Genomic DNA, 17,542 nt, shown 5'->3' with positions numbered 1-17,542 from the left:
TCCGTGTCGCGGGCCGCCCGAATGCGTCTGGGAGGACCTGTTTCATGGCTGTGGCAACCGCGAGTGCGCGGACAGGGGACGCCGCGAGGCCGATGACGTCGGCCGAGAAGCGGGTGATCTTCGCGTCCTCGCTTGGCACCGTGTTCGAGTGGTACGATTTCTATCTCTACGGCTCTCTGGCGGCGATCATCGGCGCGCAATTCTTCTCGGCCTACCCACCGGCCACGCGCGACATCTTCGCCCTGCTGGCCTTCGCGGCCGGCTTCATCGTCCGCCCGTTCGGCGCCCTCGTGTTCGGCCGCGTCGGCGACCTCGTCGGCCGCAAGTACACCTTCCTCGTCACGATCCTGATCATGGGTCTGTCGACCTTCATCGTCGGCATCCTGCCCAACGCGGCGACCATCGGCATCGCGGCCCCGATCATCCTGATCGTCCTGCGCCTCGCCCAGGGCCTCGCGCTCGGTGGCGAGTACGGCGGCGCGGCGACCTACGTGGCCGAGCACGCCCCCAACGGCCGGCGCGGCTTCTACACGAGCTGGATCCAGACGACCGCGACCCTGGGCCTGTTCCTGTCGCTGATGGTGATCCTGGCGACCCGGACCATCACCGGCGAGGCCGCCTTCGCCGAGTGGGGCTGGCGCATCCCGTTCCTGGTCTCGGTGCTGCTGCTCGGCATCTCGGTCTGGATCCGCCTCCAGCTCTCCGAATCGCCGGCCTTCCAGAAAATGAAGGAGGAGGGCAAGACCTCCAAGGCGCCGCTCACCGAGGCGTTCGGCCAGTGGCGGAACGCGAAGTTCGCGATCATCGCCCTGTTCGGCCTCGTCGCCGGCCAGGGCGTGGTCTGGTACACGGGCCAGTTCTACGCGCTGTTCTTCCTGCAATCGATCCTGAAGGTCGACGGCTACACGGCCAACCTGCTGATCGCGTGGTCGCTGCTCTTCGGCACCGGCTTCTTCGTGGTCTTCGGCTGGCTGTCCGACAAGATCGGCCGCAAGGTCATCATCCTGGCGGGCTGCGCGATCGCGGCGGCGACGTTCTTCCCGATCTTCAAGGGGATCACCTCGACGGCCAACCCGAAGCTCGAGGCCGCGATCGAGAACGTGAAGGTGACGGTGACGGCCGATCCGGCCGCCTGCGGAACCCTGTTCAACCCGGTCGGGACCCGGGTGTTCACCCAGCCCTGCGACCTCGCCCGCGACTTCCTGTCGAAGTCGTCGGTCCGCTACTCGACCGCCCCCGGCGCGGCCGGCCAGCCCACCACGATCCGGGTCAACGACACCGAGATCCCGTACCCGCAGGGCGGCAACGTCGAGGCCAACAAGGCCACGACCGCCGCGCTGCAGGCCGCGGGCTACCCGAAGGCCGGCGACCCCGAGATCGTCAAGATGTCGAACCCGTTCGACATCTTCCGGCCGCAGGTCGCGCAGGTGATCGGCCTGCTGTTCATCCTCGTGCTCTTCGTCACGATGGTCTACGGCCCGATCGCCGCCATGCTGGTGGAGCTGTTCCCGACCCGGATCCGCTACACCTCGATGTCGCTGCCCTACCATATCGGCAACGGCTGGTTCGGCGGCCTCCTGCCGGCGACCGCCTTCGCCATGGTGGCCCAGACCGGCGACATCTATTTCGGCCTCTGGTACCCGATCGTCATCGCGGTCGCGACAGTGATCATCGGCGTGTTCTTCGTGCCGGAGACCAAGGATCGCGACATCTTCGCCGACACCTGATCGGCGCGAGCCGGCCGGACCGAGGTCCGGCGCGTGTCAAAGACGCCCAGGCAGCTCACGCTGCCTGGGCGTTCTCGTTCGTACGGCACGACGCGGCCGTCCCCCTTGTGTCGAGCCTGCAACGCGGCGGCGAAATAGCGACCCGTGCGGTTCCTCACGGATTGCGTTTCGTCTGATCCTATACGGATGTGTCAAGTATCGAGGCCCGGCGGAAACAGGCCTCCACCGACCGGATCCGGAGCGTCAATTGTCCTGGTTCAAAATTTTGATGTTGCGAGAGGCGACTTATTGCAACTGCAAGTAATCTTACCGGCGACCCTGAGCTCATCGAGGGCGCGCCCGTCACCCGAGCCTGGACAAGATTTAACCTGCCGACAATCGGCCCGGTGGAACCCGATGCGGTACGAGCCCGTATCGGCTTTCCCTCCGCACCGGGCCCCTGGGATATCGAACGTGAATACCGTCCTGACACTTCTGCGCAGTCAGCCCGGCACGAAGCCACCGCTTCTCCTTGTGATTACCTGGTCCCTCGTCGCCGCTGGGCTCTGGATCCTGATCAACGGGTACGCCGGACGGCTGGTCTGGTGGTGGTGATGCGCCTCACCGCCCCCGATCGCTCTCGGGGTACCCGGTGAGATAGGCGCCGAGGAGATACCCGGCCTGATGCGCGGTGAGATATCCCAACACGATCAGGACGCGCAGCAGGTCGATCCCGTAGACCGACACGAAGATCGTCGTGGCGGTGAACAGGATCACCGACGAGGTCAGGGCAAGGATGATCACCGAGTAGGATCGGCCGAGAAGCCATCCCACGAGAAACAACAGCGCTGCGACCACCATCTCGTCACTCGACCCGGAGCTGTTCCAGGAAGTTCTCCACGCGAGCTTCCGGCGCATTTCCCCGCGATGATGGCGTGCGGCCGAGAAAATTTCAACCCGCGGCGCAGACACCGCGCCTATTCGACAAGTTTGGAATATTACACCCGTAATGTTGCACCAAAGATAGTTTTCCCGGACGCCGACCATTCATTGCCGAGCTTGGTCGAGCAACGCGTCTGTTCACGGCAATGCTGGGCGGAAGCGCCCGCTCGGCAAACAATCGACCCGGCCGATCCGATCGCGGCGTATCGTTAACGCGGCGCGGCGACGCGACCGCGGGCGTTCCGGGGCGTCCGGACCGGTGCGGCCGCCCCCGAGGTGGCGCGCCGTCCCGGAGGGCGGGAGACGGCCCGCCGGCTCAGTGCCGGAAGTGGCGGTGCCCCGTCAGGACCATGGCGAGACCGGCCTCGTCGGCCGCCGCGACCACGTCCGCGTCGCGCATCGAGCCGCCGGGCTGGATCACCGCGGTGGCGCCCGCCTCGGCGGCCGCCATGAGGCCGTCCGCGAACGGGAAGAACGCGTCCGACGCCACCACCGAGCCGACAGCGAGGCTCTCGGCCAGCCCGAGACGCTTCGCCCCCTCGGCGGCCTTCCAGGCGGCGATGCGCGAGGAATCGACCCGGGACATCTGGCCCGCGCCGATGCCGACCGTGGCGCCGGCCTTCGCGTACACGATGGCGTTCGACTTCACGTGCTTGGCCACCCGGTAGGCGAACCGGAGATCGGCCAGCTCGGCCTCGGTCGGCGCGCGCCTGGTCACGACCGTGAGCGGCATGTCGTCGACGACCGCCGCGTCCCGGCTCTGAACCAGCAGCCCGCCCGCGAGGGTCCGCACGGTCTCCCCGCCGGCCCGCGGGTCGGGCACGCCGCCGGCCAGCAGCAGGCGCAGGTTCTTCTTGCCGGCCACGATGGCCGCCGCCTCGGGCGTGGCGTCGGGGGCGATGATCACCTCCGTGAAGATCTCGACGATCCGGCGGGCCGCCTCGGCGTCGAGGGTCCGGTTCAGGGCGACGATGCCGCCGAACGCGGAGGTCGGGTCGCAGCTCAGGGCCCGCTCGTAGGCCTCGAGCAGGCTCGCCCCCTCGGCGACGCCACAGGGGTTGGCGTGCTTGATGATGGCCACGGCGGCGGTCCGGGCCGGGTCGAACTCGGCCACGCACTCGTAGGCGGCGTCCGTGTCGTTGAAGTTGTTGTAGGACAGCTCCTTGCCCTGGAGCTGGCGGGCGGTGGCCACGCCCGCCCGGACCTTACCGGGGGCGCGGTAGAAGGCGGCCGACTGGTGGGGGTTCTCGCCGTAGCGCAGTTCCTGGCCAAGGGAACCGCCGAAGGCCCGGAAGCGGGCCGGCGCCTCGGCGCCGAAGCGGCCCGCCATCCAGTTGGCGATGGCGGCATCGTAGGAGGCGGTGCGGGCGAAGGCCTTCTGCGCCAAGCTCCGGCGCAGATCCGCGCCGAGTGCGCCGTCCTGCGCCTCGAGGGCGGCGAGGACGCCGGCATAGTCCGACACGTCGGTGACGACGGCGACGTCCGCGTGGTTCTTGGCCGCCGCGCGGATCATCGCCGGGCCGCCGATATCGATGTTCTCGATGCAGTCGGCGTCGGACCGGTCGGCCGCGATGGTCGCCTCGAACGGGTAGAGGTTGACCACGAGGAGATCGATGGCGCCGATGCCGTGGGCGGCGAGCGCGGCCTGGTGCTCCGGGTTGTCGCGGATGGCGAGCAGGCCGCCGTGGACCGCCGGGTGCAGCGTCTTGACCCGGCCGTCCATCATCTCCGGGAACCCCGTCAGGTCGGCGACCTCGGTGACCGGCAGGCCGGCCTCCTGCAGGGTCCGGTGGGTGCCCCCGGTCGAGACCAGCGCGATGCCGCGGGCGTGGAGCGCCCGGGCGAAGTCGACGAGGCCGGTCTTGTCCGAGACCGAGAGGAGCGCGCGGGAGACCCGCACCTGATCGTGCGCCATAGCTTCGTGCCGAAAGTTCGAGATTTTCCGGCGCGGTAGCATGGAAACGGTGAGCCCGGCCAGCCGGCCCTGTCCGGAGACCCGTCAGGGCGCCACGCCGCGCAGGGGCGCGGAGGCCCGACGCTCGAAGCTCCACCGGACTTCCACATCGTCGGATACCCGCAGATGAAGGACGATCTGGTCGGTCCGGCGCGGTCCGGTCAGGCCCGAGAAGTAGACGCTCTCCTCGATGGCGATCTCGGCGTTCTCGGCGCTGAACACCCAGACCTCCCCGAGCGCCGAGGCGAGTTCCAGCCCCTCCGGGACGCTGCGCACCGCGATGCCGGGATGCAGGTGGAAACGGATCGCCACGTCCTGCGGGCGCAGCCGCCGCCCGCGGCTGAGCCCCTTGCCCTGGCGCAGGAAGGCGTCGCGGCCCTCCAGGCGCGCCGTCGCGTGGAAGAGCTGCCAGCGGCGCTCGTGCACGATGCCGAATTCGGGGGCGTAGCCGTTGTGCCGGGCCGCGAGGACGACGCTGTCGGCCTCCTCGGCCCGCTCGGCCGCCACCGCCGACGGACCGCTCAGGACCACGGGCCCGCGCCGGCCGATCAGCCAGTCCGCCAGCAGCCGCTCGCCCCACCACCCGGTGCGGGTGAGGAACCGGCAGGATGAGGCGTGGGCCACCGAGGCCGTCGAATGGGCCGGCGTCGAGCGGGCGAGGAGGCGCAGATCCGCGCCGCTGGCCGGCAGGCCGCAATTGACCACGATGCGCTGCGGCCCGCTCGACATCTCGAAGGCGAGGCAGCCCGCACCGGCATTCACCGCGTAGGGCAGCGGCGGGCTGGCACCGACATCGGCGACGATCACCACCCGGCCACCCTCCAGGCGCTCGTAGCCCGAGTTCGGCGCGTGCATCAGCGGGCGGGCGAGCGCGCCGTCGTAGACCAGCAGGGTCGCGAGATGGTCCGCGTCCGTGGCGCCCATGCCGTTGAAGTGGCTCAGCGAGGCATCCGGGTGGCGGAGCAGTCGCAGCAGCGGCAGCATCCGGTCGACCGCGCGCAGGAGCGCCAGCGGCGGCTCGACGCTGCGGCTCAGGTAGCTCTGCCGCAGCGGCAGGAGGTCGAGAAGCAGCTCCATGGCGTAGCGCGGGTCGCGGGAGCGGTGGCCGCCGTCGGTCAGGATCTGCCGGTCGAGCTCCCGCGTCAGGATGCGGGTCGCCCGGCGCAGGATCGGCTGGATGCCGTCGCAGCACAGGCCGGCGTAGCAGAGCGCCACCGCGGCGTTCAGGCGCCATTGCGGCGGCACACCGCGCCGGAGGTCGCGCTCGAGCTGCTGGGCGTTGCGGCCGATCGCCTTTAGGAAGTTCTGGTAGAAGCCGTGGTCGGCCCCCTCCAGAACGAGGGGCGACTGGCACAGGAACGAGATCAGCCGGCGCGCCGCCACCGGCGTCTGGCGGGCGAGCGCCGCGTCGCCGCGGCCGGCGATGAAATCGGCCACGAAGGCGCGGGCATTGGCGCGGGCCAGCGCGGTGTCGGCGGCGCGCAGGTGGCGCAGCCAGCCGAAGCCGTAGAGCTCGTCGGCCCATTCCGGCGACGGTGCCGCGTAGTCGAAGGGCGAGCCGCCGCTCGCCGCGAGCGATCGGCCGGCGAAGACGAACAACCCGGCATAGATGTCGTCCGCGAAGGTCGCGTCGGAGGTGCGCAGGTCCTGCGGCGCGATCACCAGGCCGGCGACCCGCATCCGGGCGAGGATGTCGGGCGGGGCTGTGACGCTGGCGCCGGCGGCGCGGACCGCGCGCGCGGTCTCGCGCGCGACGAGCCGATAGAAGCGCCAGCGGTCAGGCCCCCAAGCCACGCGATCTCCGAGCTACGCGTTCTGAAGGCCCCAAGGCCTTGAGCCCTCGCGCACGAGGATCGGCTGGCACCCGTTTCGTAAGGCTAGTGGGGGCCTCTTAACCGGCGGTTTACGCTATGTCATGTCCGACGCCGTGAAGGCGAAGGATCGCGGCGGCGCGCCCTCCCGGCGGGCTAGCTCGGCATCAGCGCGGCGTCGAACGCCTTCAGGTTCGACCGCATCAGGTCGAGATACGTCGCGGCTGGGCCGTCCGGCGCCGAGAGCGCGTCGGAATAGACCTTGCCGCCGACGCGGGCGCCGCTTTCGCGGGCGATCTGCTGCATCTGGCGCGGGTCGCTGATGTTCTCGAGGAACACCGCCGGCACGCGCTCCTTCCGGATCTGGCGGATGATCGCGGCCACGTCCCGCGGGCTCGCCTCGCTGTCCGTCGACACGCCCTGCGGCGCGATGAAGCGCAGGCCGTAGGCCGCCGCGAAGTAGCCGAAGGCGTCGTGGGTCGTGATGATCCGCCGCCGCTCCGGGGGGATGCGGGCGATCGCCGCCCGGACGTCCCGCTCCAGCGCGTCGAGCTCGGCGAGGTAGGCGGCCGCCGCCGCCCGGTAGGCGTCGGCATGGGCCGGATCGACCTTGGCGAGGCCGTCCCGGATGTTCGCCACGTAGGTCCGCACGTTGGCGACGTCCTGCCAGGCATGCGGGTCCACGGCGTGGTCGCCGTGTCCGTGTCCGTGGTCGCCGTCCTCGTGGGCGTGCTCGTCCTGCGCGGGGATCGGCTTCACGCCCGCGGAGGCCACCACCACGGGGGCGCGCGTGCCGGAGGCCCGGATAAGCCGGTCGAACCAGCCCTCCAGCCCGAGGCCGTTGACGAACACGATGTCGGCTTCGGCGAGCTTGCGCGCGTCGGCCGGGGACGGGCTCAGGCCGTGCGCGTCGGAGTCCGGACCGACCAGCGTCGCCACCGTCACGTGCGATCCGCCGACCTGCCGGACGAGGTCGCCCAGGATCGAGAAGGTCGCCACCGCCCGCACCGGCCGGTCCTGCGGTGCGGCCGAGACCGGCCCCGCCGATCCGAACCACAGGGACAGGATCGCGAGCGCCGCGATCCGGAATGTTCTCGCCACGCGCCGCACCGCTCCACCTGCCGCAACCCCGTCGCGCCTGCCACTAATGTAACATTGTTACATACACAAGCGGGATACACGGCGGGTGCCCTATGCGCGGCGTTGGGCGCCGCCGCGGGCCGCGGCGACGTCCCGAGCGTGAGACGGAGATTTCCATGTCCCGACCTTTGACGGCGGCCATCCTGGTGACCGGGGCGCTCGGCCTCGGGCTCGCCGGCGCGGCGGTCGCGCGCGATCACGGACCCGAGGGCTTCCGCGGGCACGGCCGCTGGAGCGCGCTGACCCCCGAGGACCGCGCGGCCTTCACGGATGCCCGCATCGCCGCCCTGCATGCCGGCCTGAAGCTCAACGCCGACCAGGAGAAGCTGTGGCCACCGGTGGAGACGGCGATCCGCGACATGGCCAAGCTGCGCCAGCAGCGCCGCGAGGCGATGCGCGACCGGCCGAAGTTCAGCGACGACGCCCCGGCGGCGCTGCGGGCGATGGCGGACGCGGCGAGTGCGCGGGGCGACGCCCTGCGCAAGCTCGCCGACGCGTCCCAGCCGCTCTACGCCAGCCTCGACCAGGACCAGAAGCGGCGCGCCATGATCCTCGCCCGGCCGATGGGCCCGATGGGCGGCCACGGCATGCGGGGCGGCTGGCACCGGGACCGCGGTGACGATCGCGGCGACGATCACGGGCCGCGCGGCGACGGCCGCTGAGCAAAAGCCTTGATCCGCGGCGGCGGCGGCGGCAAACCGCAGCCGCCGCGCATCCTGCCCCGGGGCGGCACTGATCCGACCCGGTAGGTCTCATGGCGCGCCTTCCCGGCGACACGGCTCCCCTCCTCGCCCGGCTCTGGCGCACGTGGCTGTACCCGCACCGGGCCACCCTGGCGGTGGTGCTGGTGCTGATCGCCCTGGTCGGCGCCTCGACCGGGCTCTACCCGGCGCTGATCAAGGCCGCCTTCGACGCCTTCGACCGCAAGGACGCCGCCGCCCTCGCGTACGGACCGCTGGTGGTGATCGTCGTCACGGCCACGCGCGGCTTCGCCCTCTACGGCCAGACGGTGCTGACCAACCGGGTGGTGACCCGGGTCGAGGCCGACATGCAGGCGGCGCTCTACGGGCATCTCATCGATTCGGATCTCGCCCAGCTCGGCCGCGAGAGCCCGGCGGCGCTCACCCAGCGCTTCACCACCGACTTCGCCTTCATCAAGGAGGCGCTGACCCGCATCTCGACGGTCCTGCTCCGCGACATCGCGATGCTGATCGGGCTCGTGGCGGCGCTGATCTGGATGGATCCGGTGCTGACCCTCGTGGCCGGCGTCACGGTCCCGTTCGTGGCGGGACCGATCGGGCGGATCGGCCGGAAGCTCCGGCGGGTCTCGACCTCGACCCAGGAGCAGATGGGCGCCACCGCCAGCCTGATCTCCGAGAGCCTGCAGGGGGCCCGGGTCGCCAAGGCCTACGCGATGGAGGCCTACCTCAAGGGCCGCGCCGCGGAGGCCCTCGACGAGGTGCGGCGCCTCAAGATGAAGGCCGCCAATGCCCGCGGCCGCCTCGACCCGCTGCTGGAGATCGGCGGCGGCATCGCGGTGGCGGGCGTCCTGGTGCTGGTCGGCCAGCGGGTCCTGGCCGGCGAGAAGACGGTCGGCGACTTCACCGGCTACGTGGCGGCCCTGCTCCTCGCCGCCCAGCCGGCCCGGGCGCTGGGCAACCTCAACGCCATCCTGCAGGAGGCCGCCGCCGCGCTGCGGCGCTACTTCGACGTCATGGACGAGAGTGCCACGATCCGCGAGGCGCCGGAGGCCCGGCCGCTGGCGGTGACCGGCGGCGCGATCCGCTTCGCCGACGTCCGGTTCCGCTACCGGCCGGACGCGCCGGCGCTGGAGGGCATCGACCTCGCGGTCCCGGCCGGATCGGTGACGGCGCTCGTCGGGCGCTCAGGCTCGGGCAAGTCCTCGCTGCTCAACCTCGTTCCGCGCCTCTACGACGTCACCGGCGGCGCCGTGACCATCGACGGCCAGGATGTCCGGAACGTGACGCTGGCCTCCCTGCGCGCCGCGGTGGCGGTCGTCTCGCAGGAGGTCGTGCTGTTCGATGACACGATCGCCGCCAATATCGGCTTCGGCCGGCCCGGGGCGACGCCCGCGGAGATCGAGGCGGCGGCCGAGGCCGCCGCGGCCCACACCTTCGTCTCGGCCCTTCCGGAAGGCTACGGGTTCCGGGTCGGCCCGGGCGGCGGCCGGCTCTCGGGCGGCGAGCGGCAGCGGGTGGCGCTGGCCCGCGCCTTCCTCAAGGACGCGCCGATCCTGCTCCTCGACGAGGCGACCTCGGCCCTCGATTCCGAATCGGAGCGGCTCGTCCAGGAGGCGCTGACCCGGCTGATGCGCGGCCGCACCACCCTGGTGATCGCCCACCGGCTCTCGACCGTGCGCGACGCCGATCAGATCGCCGTGATGGAGGCGGGCCGGGTGATCGAGACCGGGCGCCACGACGACCTGCTCGCCGCCGGCGGCGCCTACGCGCGCCTGCACCGTCTGCAGCTGTCGGAGCCCGCGACCGCCGAGTGACGCGCCGAGTGACGCGCCGAGTGACGCGCATGTGCGGCGACGCCGTCATGCGCCGGCTCCGTAGATTCGCGCGCCGGAGCGCGCCATAAGGGCCTCAGTCGATGAGGACCACACCGTGAGCGACCTGACGTTCGAGATCCAAAGTCATCCGGCCCCGCGGACCGCCGAGGAGCGGGCCGCGCTGATGGCGAATCCTGGCTTCGGCAAGGTGTTCACAGACCACATGGTGGTGGCGCGCTACACCGCCGGCCGCGGCTGGCACGACGCGCGGATCCAGGCGCGCGAGGCCATCCCCCTCGATCCCGCCGCCGCGGTGCTGCACTACGCGCAGGAGATCTTCGAGGGCCTGAAGGCCTACCGCACCGCGGACGGCGGCGCGGCCCTGTTCCGGCCGGAGGCCAACGCCCTGCGCTTCCGCCGCTCCGCCGAGCGGATGGCGATGGCGCCCCTCCCGGAGGACGCCTTCGTCGAGGCGATGCGCAGGCTCGTCGAAATCGACCGCGCCTGGATCCCCGACACGCCGGACGGCAGCCTCTACCTGCGCCCGTTCATGATCGCCAGCGAGGCCTTCCTCGGGGTCAAGCCGGCCTCGGAATACCTGTTCGTGACGATCGCCTCGGCCGTCGGCTCCTACTTCAAGGATCCGACCGGCACCGTGACGGTGTGGGTCTCGGAGCACTTCACCCGCGCGGCCCCGGGCGGCACGGGCGCGGCCAAGTGCGGCGGCAACTACGCGGCGAGCCTCGCGGCGCAGTCGGAGGCGGCGTCGCAGGGCTGCGAGCAGGTTGTGTTCCTCGACGCGGCCGAGCGCCGCTACGTCGAGGAGCTCGGCGGCATGAACGTGTTCTTCGTCTTCGAGGACGGCACGCTGGTGACGCCGCCGCTCTCGGACAGCATCCTGCCCGGCATCACCCGCGACTCGGTGATCACGCTGGCGCGGGAGGCGGGCCTGACCGTGAAGGAGGAGCCCTACACGATCGACGCGTGGCGCGCCGACGTGCGGGCGGGCCGCCTGACCGAGGCCTTCGCCTGCGGTACCGCCGCGGTGATCACGCCGATCGGCACCGTGAAGGGCCGGGAGGAGAGCTTCACCATCGGGAACGGCAAGGCCGGCCCCGTGGCCCAGCGGCTGCGGAGCCTGCTGGTGGACATCCAGCGGGGCAATTCCAATGACGCCCACGGCTGGTTCCAGAAGATCTTCTGAGAACCGGCGTCCGCCCGCGGCCGTGTGGTCGGGGTCGGGACTGCCGGGTTCGCCGCGAGGACCGGGCAGGCGTCTGCCCGATCCACGCCCTCGTCCCGAGGTCGCGGCGGGCGTTGCGGACTTCTCGGGCGGTCTTCAGCGGGGCGCGCGGTGACGGATACGGCTGCCGCGCGCGTGACGGACGCGTCGGTCCACTCTCCCGAGCCGCCCATCGGCCCCTGGAACCCGGGCGTCCGGTCCGATCTGCCGTCCGCCTTCCTGCCCCTCGTGACCGTCTACCGGCCGGAGCACGTCGAGACGCCGCTCCGCGACGCCCTGGACCTGAGCGATCTCTGCGGGCTGCCCGCCCGCCAGCTCACCCGGTTCCGGGCCGGGCGCCTCGTCGTCCACGAGGTCCTGATCCGGGTGATGTCGGATCTCTCCGTGCCGGTGGGGGAAGTCTACGCCGATCTCGGCGTGAACTTCCGCGCCATCGTCGCGACCATCCTGCGCGAGGGCATCGAGCCGCGCCTCGCCGAGGTCGAGTCCGCCCTCGACCGGATCCGCGCCGAGGCCGACGCGGTGCTCGCCCGCGAGATCGCCGCCATCCTGGAGGAGAGACCTCCCCAGCCGCCGCCAGAGCCGCGTTGGCTCGACCGCCTGCTCGGGCGCCGCCCGCCGACGGTCCAGGCGCCGCGCGAGGATCTCGCGACCCGGGCCCTGCGCCATCTCGAGAGCTGGCAGCGACGCGCCGCCGAAGCCGGCGACGCCCTGGAGACGGCCGCCTGCGAGGCCCTGCGCGCCGTGGTGTCGGGCCTCATCGCGCGGCAGAATGCGGTCATCCGCGACGCCGCGCGGCTGCGGACCATCGCGGGGACGCTGGTCTCGAACGGCTACGGCAGCCGGCGCGTCGGCGAGCAGATCGAGCCCTGGATCGACGCCGTCGTCGAGGCGCAGCGCTACCGGCGGCTGGCGCCGCAGGATCATCCGGTGGTGATGAACGTGAAGGGCGCCTCGGCGTCCGGAAAGAGCACGATCCGCCCCTACCAGCTCGGCCTCGCCAGGCGGCTGGGCATGGCGTGGTCGGACTTCGCGGTGATCACCCCCGACGTCTGGCGCAAGTACCTCCTGGACTACGACAGCCTGGGCGAAGCTTCGCGGTACGCCGGGACGCTGACCGGCTACGAGGTCGAGATCATCGACATGAAGCTCGACCGCTACGTCACCCGCAAGGCGGCGGAGCGGCGGATCTCGAACCTGCTGATCGACCGGTTCCGGTTCGACAGCTTCCAGGCCGACGCGGGCTCGGACGGCGGCGGCCAGTTGCTCACCCGGTTCGGCGACCGCGTCTACATGCAGTTCATGGTCACGCCTCCGGCCGACACCGTGGAGCGCGCCTGGAAGCGCGGCGAGCTGTTCGGCCGCTACAAGGCCGTCGAGGACCTGCTGGCCCACAACGTCGAGGCCTATACCGGCATGCCGCGCCTGTTCTTCAACTGGGCGCTCGCCCGGGACAAGCAGGTGGTCTGCGAGTTCCTCGACAACAGCGTGCCGCTGGGCGAGCGCCCGCGCACCATCGCGTTCTGGGCGGACGGAACTCTGAACATCCTCGACGTGAAGGGGCTGATCGACATCGACCGCTTCCGCAAGGTCGACATCTTCGCCCACGGGCCCGACGCGGTGTTCGACGGCGCCGACCTCTCGGCCTCAGCCAACACCAGCTTCCTGCGCGAATGCCTGCGCCGGATGACGGTCGTCCGCTTCGTTCAGGCCGAGACCGGCCGGGCCTTCATGCGTCTCGACCGCGGTCGGATCACGGCGCTGGATCCGGGAACCCTGGCGGCGGTGAAGTCGGGACCCGACTGGGAGGCCGCCTGCGCCCTCATCGGCTTCCCGGCCGACCCGGCCTCGATCCCCGCCCTCGACGAGATTCTGAGCCCCGCGGAGGCACCGACGCTCGGTGCCTGGGGACCGATTCCTCCGGCCGGGCAAACGGAATAATATCGCCGTCCTGACACCTCACCCAGTCCGTCTCACCCTGGTATATTGCATACCTAGAACGGATGTGCATGATCGTCGGGGCACGAGAGACGCCGCCAGAGCAAGGCCGCGCCGCCCAAGAGAGAGGCTCAGGGATGGAACGCCAGGATTCGCCTTCGGCGAAATGGTGGCAGCTCGCCTTCGGCGTGATCTGCATGGCCATGATCGCCAACCTTCAATACGGTTGGACCCTGTTCGTGGACCCGATCGACCAGCGCTACCATTGGGGTCGCGCGGCGATCCAGCTCGCGTTCACGCTGTTCGTCGCCACGGAGACCTGGCTGGTGCCGGTCGAGGCGTGGTTCGTCGACCGCTACGGTCCGAAGATCGTCGTCGCCTTCGGCGGCGTGATGATCGCCCTCGCCTGGACCATCAACGCCTACGCCGACAGCCTGGCGATGCTCTATCTCGGCGCCGTCGTCGCCGGCATCGGTGCGGGCTCGGTCTACGGCACCTGCGTGGGCAACGCGCTCAAGTGGTTCCCGGATCGCCGCGGCCTCGCCGCCGGCGCCACCGCGGCCGGCTTCGGCGCGGGTGCCGCCATCACGGTGGTGCCGATCGCCCGCATGATCGCGTCGAGCGGCTACCAGGACGCGTTCCTGTACTTCGGCATCGGCCAGGGCGCCGTGGTGCTGGCCCTCGCCTTCCTGCTGCGCAAGCCGTCGACCAACACGCCGGTCCAGCGCAAGAAGACCCGCCTGCCGCAGACTAAGGTCGACCGCAGCCCCCGCGAGGCGGTGCGCACCCCGGTCTTCTGGGTGATGTACGTGATGTTCGTGATGGTCGCTTCCGGCGGCCTGATGGCGGCGGCGCAGATCGCCCCGATCGCCCACGACTTCCAGGTGGCCGGCGTGCCGGTGAGCCTGTTCGGCCTCCAGATGGCGGCGCTGACGCTGGCGATCTCGCTCGACCGGGTCTTCGACGGGTTCGGCCGGCCGTTCTTCGGCTACGTCTCCGACAACATCGGCCGCGAGAACACGATGTTCATCGCCTTCTCGACGGCGGCGCTGGCGGTGATCGTGCTGCTGACCTACGGTCACGTCCCGATGGTCTTCGTCCTGGCCACCGCGGTGTATTTCGGGGTCTTCGGCGAGATCTACTCGCTGTTCCCGGCGACCTGCGGCGACACGTTCGGCTCCAAGTACGCCGCCAGCAACGCCGGCCTGCTCTACACTGCCAAGGGCACCGCGGCCTTCCTCGTCCCCTTCGCCAGCATCCTGTCGGCGGCCTACGGCTGGTCGGCGGTGTTCACGCTGATCATCGTCCTCAACGTGACGGCGGCGGCGCTGGCGATGTTCGTCCTGCGCCCGATGCGGGCCCGCTACCTCGCCTCGGAGGACCAGCCCGCGGCGCTCAGCGCCCAGCCGATCCGGGCGGCCTGATAGGCCCCCGCCCCACGACGTCGCGCAAGCGACGCCCGACCTTCGCGGATCTCCCACCCTCCCCCTCCTCGGGAGTGCGGGGGATCCTCCAGCCAGCCGGCGCCGAGCGCCGCCCGTCCAAACCGATCTTCCGGGAGAAACCGTGATGACCGCAGTCGCCAAGATCGTCCACACCGCCCCCGAGGTCGAGGCCGAGCCCGATCTGACCGACGGCTTCCACCTCGTCATCGACGCGCTCAAGCTCAACGGCATCGACACCATCTACGGTGTCCCGGGCATCCCGATCACCGATCTCGGGCGCATGGCCCAGGCCGAGGGGATGCGGGTCATCTCGTTCCGCCACGAGCAGCACGCCGGCAACGCCGCGGCGATCGCGGGCTTCCTCACCCAGAAGCCGGGCATCTGCCTCACCGTCTCGGCGCCGGGCTTCCTCAACGGCCTGACCGCCCTCGCCAACGCCACCACCAACTGCTTCCCGATGATCCTGATCTCGGGCTCCTCCGAGCGCGAGATCGTCGACCTGCAGCAGGGCGACTACGAGGAGATGGACCAGCTCGCCATCGCCAAGCCCCTGTGCAAGGCGGCCTTCCGGGTGCTGCACGCCGCCGATATCGGCATCGGCGTCGCCCGCGCCATCCGCGCGGCCTGCTCGGGCCGGCCGGGCGGCGTCTACCTCGACCTGCCCGCCAAGCTCTTCTCCCAGGTGATGGACGCCGAGGCTGGCCAGAAGTCTCTGGTCAAGGTGATCGATCCGGCGCCTGCCCAGCACCCCGCCCCCGAGGCGATCGCCCGGGCGCTCGAGGTCCTGAAATCCGCCAAGCGGCCGCTGATCGTGCTCGGCAAGGGCGCCGCCTACGCCCAGGCCGATGACGCCATCCGCGCCCTCGTGGAGACCAGCGGCATCCCCTACGTGCCGATGAGCATGGCCAAGGGCCTCCTGCCCGACACCCACCCGCTCTCGGCCGGCGCGGCGCGCTCGACGGCGCTGAAGGACTCGGACGTGGTGCTGCTGGTCGGCGCCCGGCTGAACTGGCTGCTGTCGCACGGCAAGGGCAAGAGCTGGGGCGAGCCGGGCTCGACCAAGTTCATCCAGATCGACATCGAGCCCCGCGAGATGGACTCGAACGTCGAGATCGTGGCGCCCGTCGTCGGCGACATCGCCTCCTGCGTGCAGGCGCTGCTCGACGGCATGGGCCAGGGCTGGCAGCAGCCTCCGTCCGACTGGATCGAGACGCTCAGGTCGAAGCGCGAGGCGAACGTCGCCAAGATGGCGCCGAAGCTCATGAGCAACGCCTCGCCCATGAACTTCCACGCCGCGCTCGGCGCGCTGCGCACCATCGTCAAGGAGCGGCCGGACGCGATCCTCGTCAACGAGGGCGCCAACACCCTCGACCTCGCCCGCGGCATCATCGACATGTACCAGCCGCGCAAGCGCCTGGACGTCGGGACCTGGGGCATCATGGGCATCGGCATGGGCTTCGCCGTCGCGGCCGCCGTCGAGACCGGCAAGCCGGTGCTCTGCGTCGAGGGTGACAGCGCCTTCGGCTTCTCCGGCATGGAGGTCGAGACGATCTGCCGGTACGGCCTGCCGGTCTGCATCGTGGTGTTCAACAACAACGGCATCTACCGCGGTACCGACACCGATCCGACCGGCCGCGACCCGGCCACCACCGTGTTCGTGCCGGATTCCCGCTACGACAAGATGATGGAGGCCTTCGGCGGCGTCGGCTACCACGTCACCACGCCGGACGAGCTGACCCGCGCGGTCAACGAGGCGATGAACTCGGGCCGCCCGGCCCTCGTCAACGCCGTCATCGACCCGGCGGCCGGCAGCGAGAGCGGCAACATCGGCAGCCTCAACCCGCAGAGCGGGATCAGGAAGAAGAAGTGAGGGCGAGACCCTCGCGAGATCTCTGATCCCACACCATCGAAGCCGGGCTCGCGTGTCGAGCCCGGCTCTTTGCCTTGACGAGAACGGCGTCGCGGATCCGCGCGGGACGGTGTTCCGCTGAAGCTCCCGGCCCCCGGGAGACCTTCCCCGCACCGTCATCGCGAGTGAAGCGAAGCGACCCGGGCCGGCGCGGTCCAGTTCCGCGCGGAGCGCGGGGATGGCTTCGCCGCGCCCGCAGTGACGGCGCCGGATCCGTCATCCGTTCGGTGACGGTGCATCCATGATCGACCCCGACCTCGCCGGCCGCCTGCACTTCCGCCACCGGCTCCCGACCGAGGAGCCCCTCCCCCCGGGCCGGCACGACCTCGGCCTCTTCGCCGAGCGCGACGCGGTGCTGGTGGTCCCCGAGGGCCTCGATCCGCGCCGGCCCTGCCCGCTCGTGGTGCTGTTCCACGGCGGCGGCGGCAGCGCCGAGCGCATCCTGCCGATGCTGGAGGCGCACGCCCGGACCGAGCGCTTCCTGCTCCTCGCGCCGCAATCCCTGTTCCCGACCTGGGACATCGTCATCGCCGGCCACGGGCCCGACCGGGAGCGCGTCGCGGCGGCGCTGGGTCACGTCGCCGACCGGTTCCTGCTCGATCCGCAGCGGCTCTGCTTCGCCGGCCATTCCGACGGCGGCAGCTACACGCTCTCGTCGGGGCTCGCGAACGGCGACGTGGCGAGCCACCTGATCGTCTCGTCGGCGGGGTTCCTGTCGGTGCACCTGCAGGTCGGCGCGCCGCGCATCTTCCTGTCGCACGGGACCCAGGACGAGCAGATCCCGATCGACCGGAGCGCCCGGGTCCACGTGCCGGCCCTGCGCGAGGCCGGCTATCCCGTGACTTACGTCGAGTATGACGGACCGCACGCCCACCAGCCGGCCGTGGTGGCGCAGGCGGTCAGGTTCTTCCTGGCGGATCCGCCCGCTGGCCGGTGAGG

Annotated in this window: 12 protein-coding genes; 8 read left to right on the top strand and 4 right to left on the bottom strand. The window is 71.0% G+C overall.

The window, feature by feature from the left end; translation table 11 throughout:
* The first annotated feature begins 92 nt into the window (after positions 1-92).
* Positions 93-1,727 (top strand): MFS transporter, encoded by a 1,635-nt coding sequence (locus tag ACQKQD_RS03270; protein ID WP_020092885.1) that lies wholly within the window; start codon positions 93-95, stop codon positions 1,725-1,727.
* Positions 1,728-2,327: 600 nt separating this feature from the next.
* Here ACQKQD_RS03270 and ACQKQD_RS03265 read toward each other — a convergent pair.
* The 4 genes from ACQKQD_RS03265 to ACQKQD_RS03250 all read right to left on the bottom strand — a co-directional run bounded on the left by ACQKQD_RS03265 (position 2,328) and on the right by ACQKQD_RS03250 (position 7,514).
* Positions 2,328-2,567, bottom strand: a complete 240-nt coding sequence (locus ACQKQD_RS03265) for a hypothetical protein (protein WP_020092886.1) — start codon at positions 2,565-2,567, stop codon at positions 2,328-2,330.
* A 397-nt stretch (positions 2,568-2,964) separates the two neighbouring features.
* Positions 2,965-4,563: a bifunctional phosphoribosylaminoimidazolecarboxamide formyltransferase/IMP cyclohydrolase gene (gene purH, locus ACQKQD_RS03260; protein ID WP_091980118.1), complete on the bottom strand. Its 1,599-nt coding sequence runs from the start codon at positions 4,561-4,563 to the stop codon at positions 2,965-2,967.
* Between the two features lie 84 nt (positions 4,564-4,647).
* A complete protein-coding gene (locus ACQKQD_RS03255) occupies positions 4,648-6,396 on the bottom strand; it encodes a heparinase II/III family protein (protein ID WP_091925096.1) in 1,749 nt (582 codons plus the stop codon).
* Between the two features lie 173 nt (positions 6,397-6,569).
* Positions 6,570-7,514, bottom strand: a complete 945-nt coding sequence (locus ACQKQD_RS03250; RefSeq protein ID WP_427507471.1) for a metal ABC transporter solute-binding protein, Zn/Mn family — start codon at positions 7,512-7,514, stop codon at positions 6,570-6,572.
* A gap of 155 nt (positions 7,515-7,669) precedes the next feature.
* Here ACQKQD_RS03250 and ACQKQD_RS03245 point away from each other — a divergent pair, with 155 nt between their 5' ends.
* The 7 genes from ACQKQD_RS03245 (at position 7,670) to ACQKQD_RS03215 (ending at position 17,540) form a co-directional block, all read left to right on the top strand.
* The gene (locus ACQKQD_RS03245) at positions 7,670-8,215 is read left to right on the top strand and encodes a Spy/CpxP family protein refolding chaperone (RefSeq protein WP_091682022.1); all 546 of its coding nucleotides are present in this window, start codon (positions 7,670-7,672) and stop codon (positions 8,213-8,215) included.
* 92 nt (positions 8,216-8,307) lie between these two features.
* Positions 8,308-10,068, top strand: a complete 1,761-nt coding sequence (locus ACQKQD_RS03240; protein WP_427507470.1) for an ABC transporter ATP-binding protein — start codon at positions 8,308-8,310, stop codon at positions 10,066-10,068.
* A 115-nt stretch (positions 10,069-10,183) separates the two neighbouring features.
* Complete coding sequence (locus ACQKQD_RS03235) at positions 10,184-11,272, top strand: branched-chain amino acid aminotransferase (RefSeq protein ID WP_427507469.1); 1,089 nt, start codon at positions 10,184-10,186, stop codon at positions 11,270-11,272.
* Between the two features lie 174 nt (positions 11,273-11,446).
* Positions 11,447-13,252, top strand: coding sequence for a hypothetical protein (locus ACQKQD_RS03230; RefSeq protein ID WP_427507761.1), 1,806 nt, complete (start codon positions 11,447-11,449; stop codon positions 13,250-13,252).
* 134 nt (positions 13,253-13,386) lie between these two features.
* Positions 13,387-14,673, top strand: coding sequence for an oxalate/formate MFS antiporter (oxlT, locus tag ACQKQD_RS03225; RefSeq protein ID WP_056531965.1), 1,287 nt, complete (start codon positions 13,387-13,389; stop codon positions 14,671-14,673).
* Between the two features lie 145 nt (positions 14,674-14,818).
* Entirely contained in the window at positions 14,819-16,564 is a 1,746-nt protein-coding gene (oxc, locus tag ACQKQD_RS03220; RefSeq protein WP_427507468.1) for an oxalyl-CoA decarboxylase, read from the top strand.
* A 280-nt stretch (positions 16,565-16,844) separates the two neighbouring features.
* Positions 16,845-17,540 carry an alpha/beta hydrolase gene (locus ACQKQD_RS03215; RefSeq protein WP_091682032.1) on the top strand — a complete coding sequence of 232 codons (696 nt, stop codon included), beginning with the start codon at positions 16,845-16,847 and terminating at the stop codon, positions 17,538-17,540.
* Positions 17,541-17,542: the final 2 nt, after the last annotated feature.

Origin of the sequence: Methylobacterium sp. NPDC080182 (genome assembly GCF_050281105.1) — a bacterium.
In the GTDB taxonomy this organism is placed as follows: domain Bacteria; phylum Pseudomonadota; class Alphaproteobacteria; order Rhizobiales; family Beijerinckiaceae; genus Methylobacterium.
Note: the sequence above shows the minus strand (reverse complement) of the source record. Positions and strands in the feature narration are given on the sequence as shown.

Excerpts from the sequence above, each read along its gene's own strand:
- ACQKQD_RS03270 (WP_020092885.1), top strand. The coding sequence starts at position 93 with ATGACGTCGGCCGAGAAGCGGGTGATCTTCGCGTCCTCGCTTGGCACC.
- ACQKQD_RS03265 (WP_020092886.1), bottom strand. The coding sequence starts at position 2,567 with ATGGTGGTCGCAGCGCTGTTGTTTCTCGTGGGATGGCTTCTCGGCCGA.
- purH (WP_091980118.1), bottom strand. The coding sequence starts at position 4,563 with ATGGCGCACGATCAGGTGCGGGTCTCCCGCGCGCTCCTCTCGGTCTCG.
- ACQKQD_RS03245 (WP_091682022.1), top strand. The coding sequence starts at position 7,670 with ATGTCCCGACCTTTGACGGCGGCCATCCTGGTGACCGGGGCGCTCGGC.
- ACQKQD_RS03240 (WP_427507470.1), top strand. The coding sequence starts at position 8,308 with ATGGCGCGCCTTCCCGGCGACACGGCTCCCCTCCTCGCCCGGCTCTGG.
- oxlT (WP_056531965.1), top strand. The coding sequence starts at position 13,387 with ATGGAACGCCAGGATTCGCCTTCGGCGAAATGGTGGCAGCTCGCCTTC.
- oxc (WP_427507468.1), top strand. The coding sequence starts at position 14,819 with ATGACCGCAGTCGCCAAGATCGTCCACACCGCCCCCGAGGTCGAGGCC.
- ACQKQD_RS03215 (WP_091682032.1), top strand. The coding sequence starts at position 16,845 with ATGATCGACCCCGACCTCGCCGGCCGCCTGCACTTCCGCCACCGGCTC.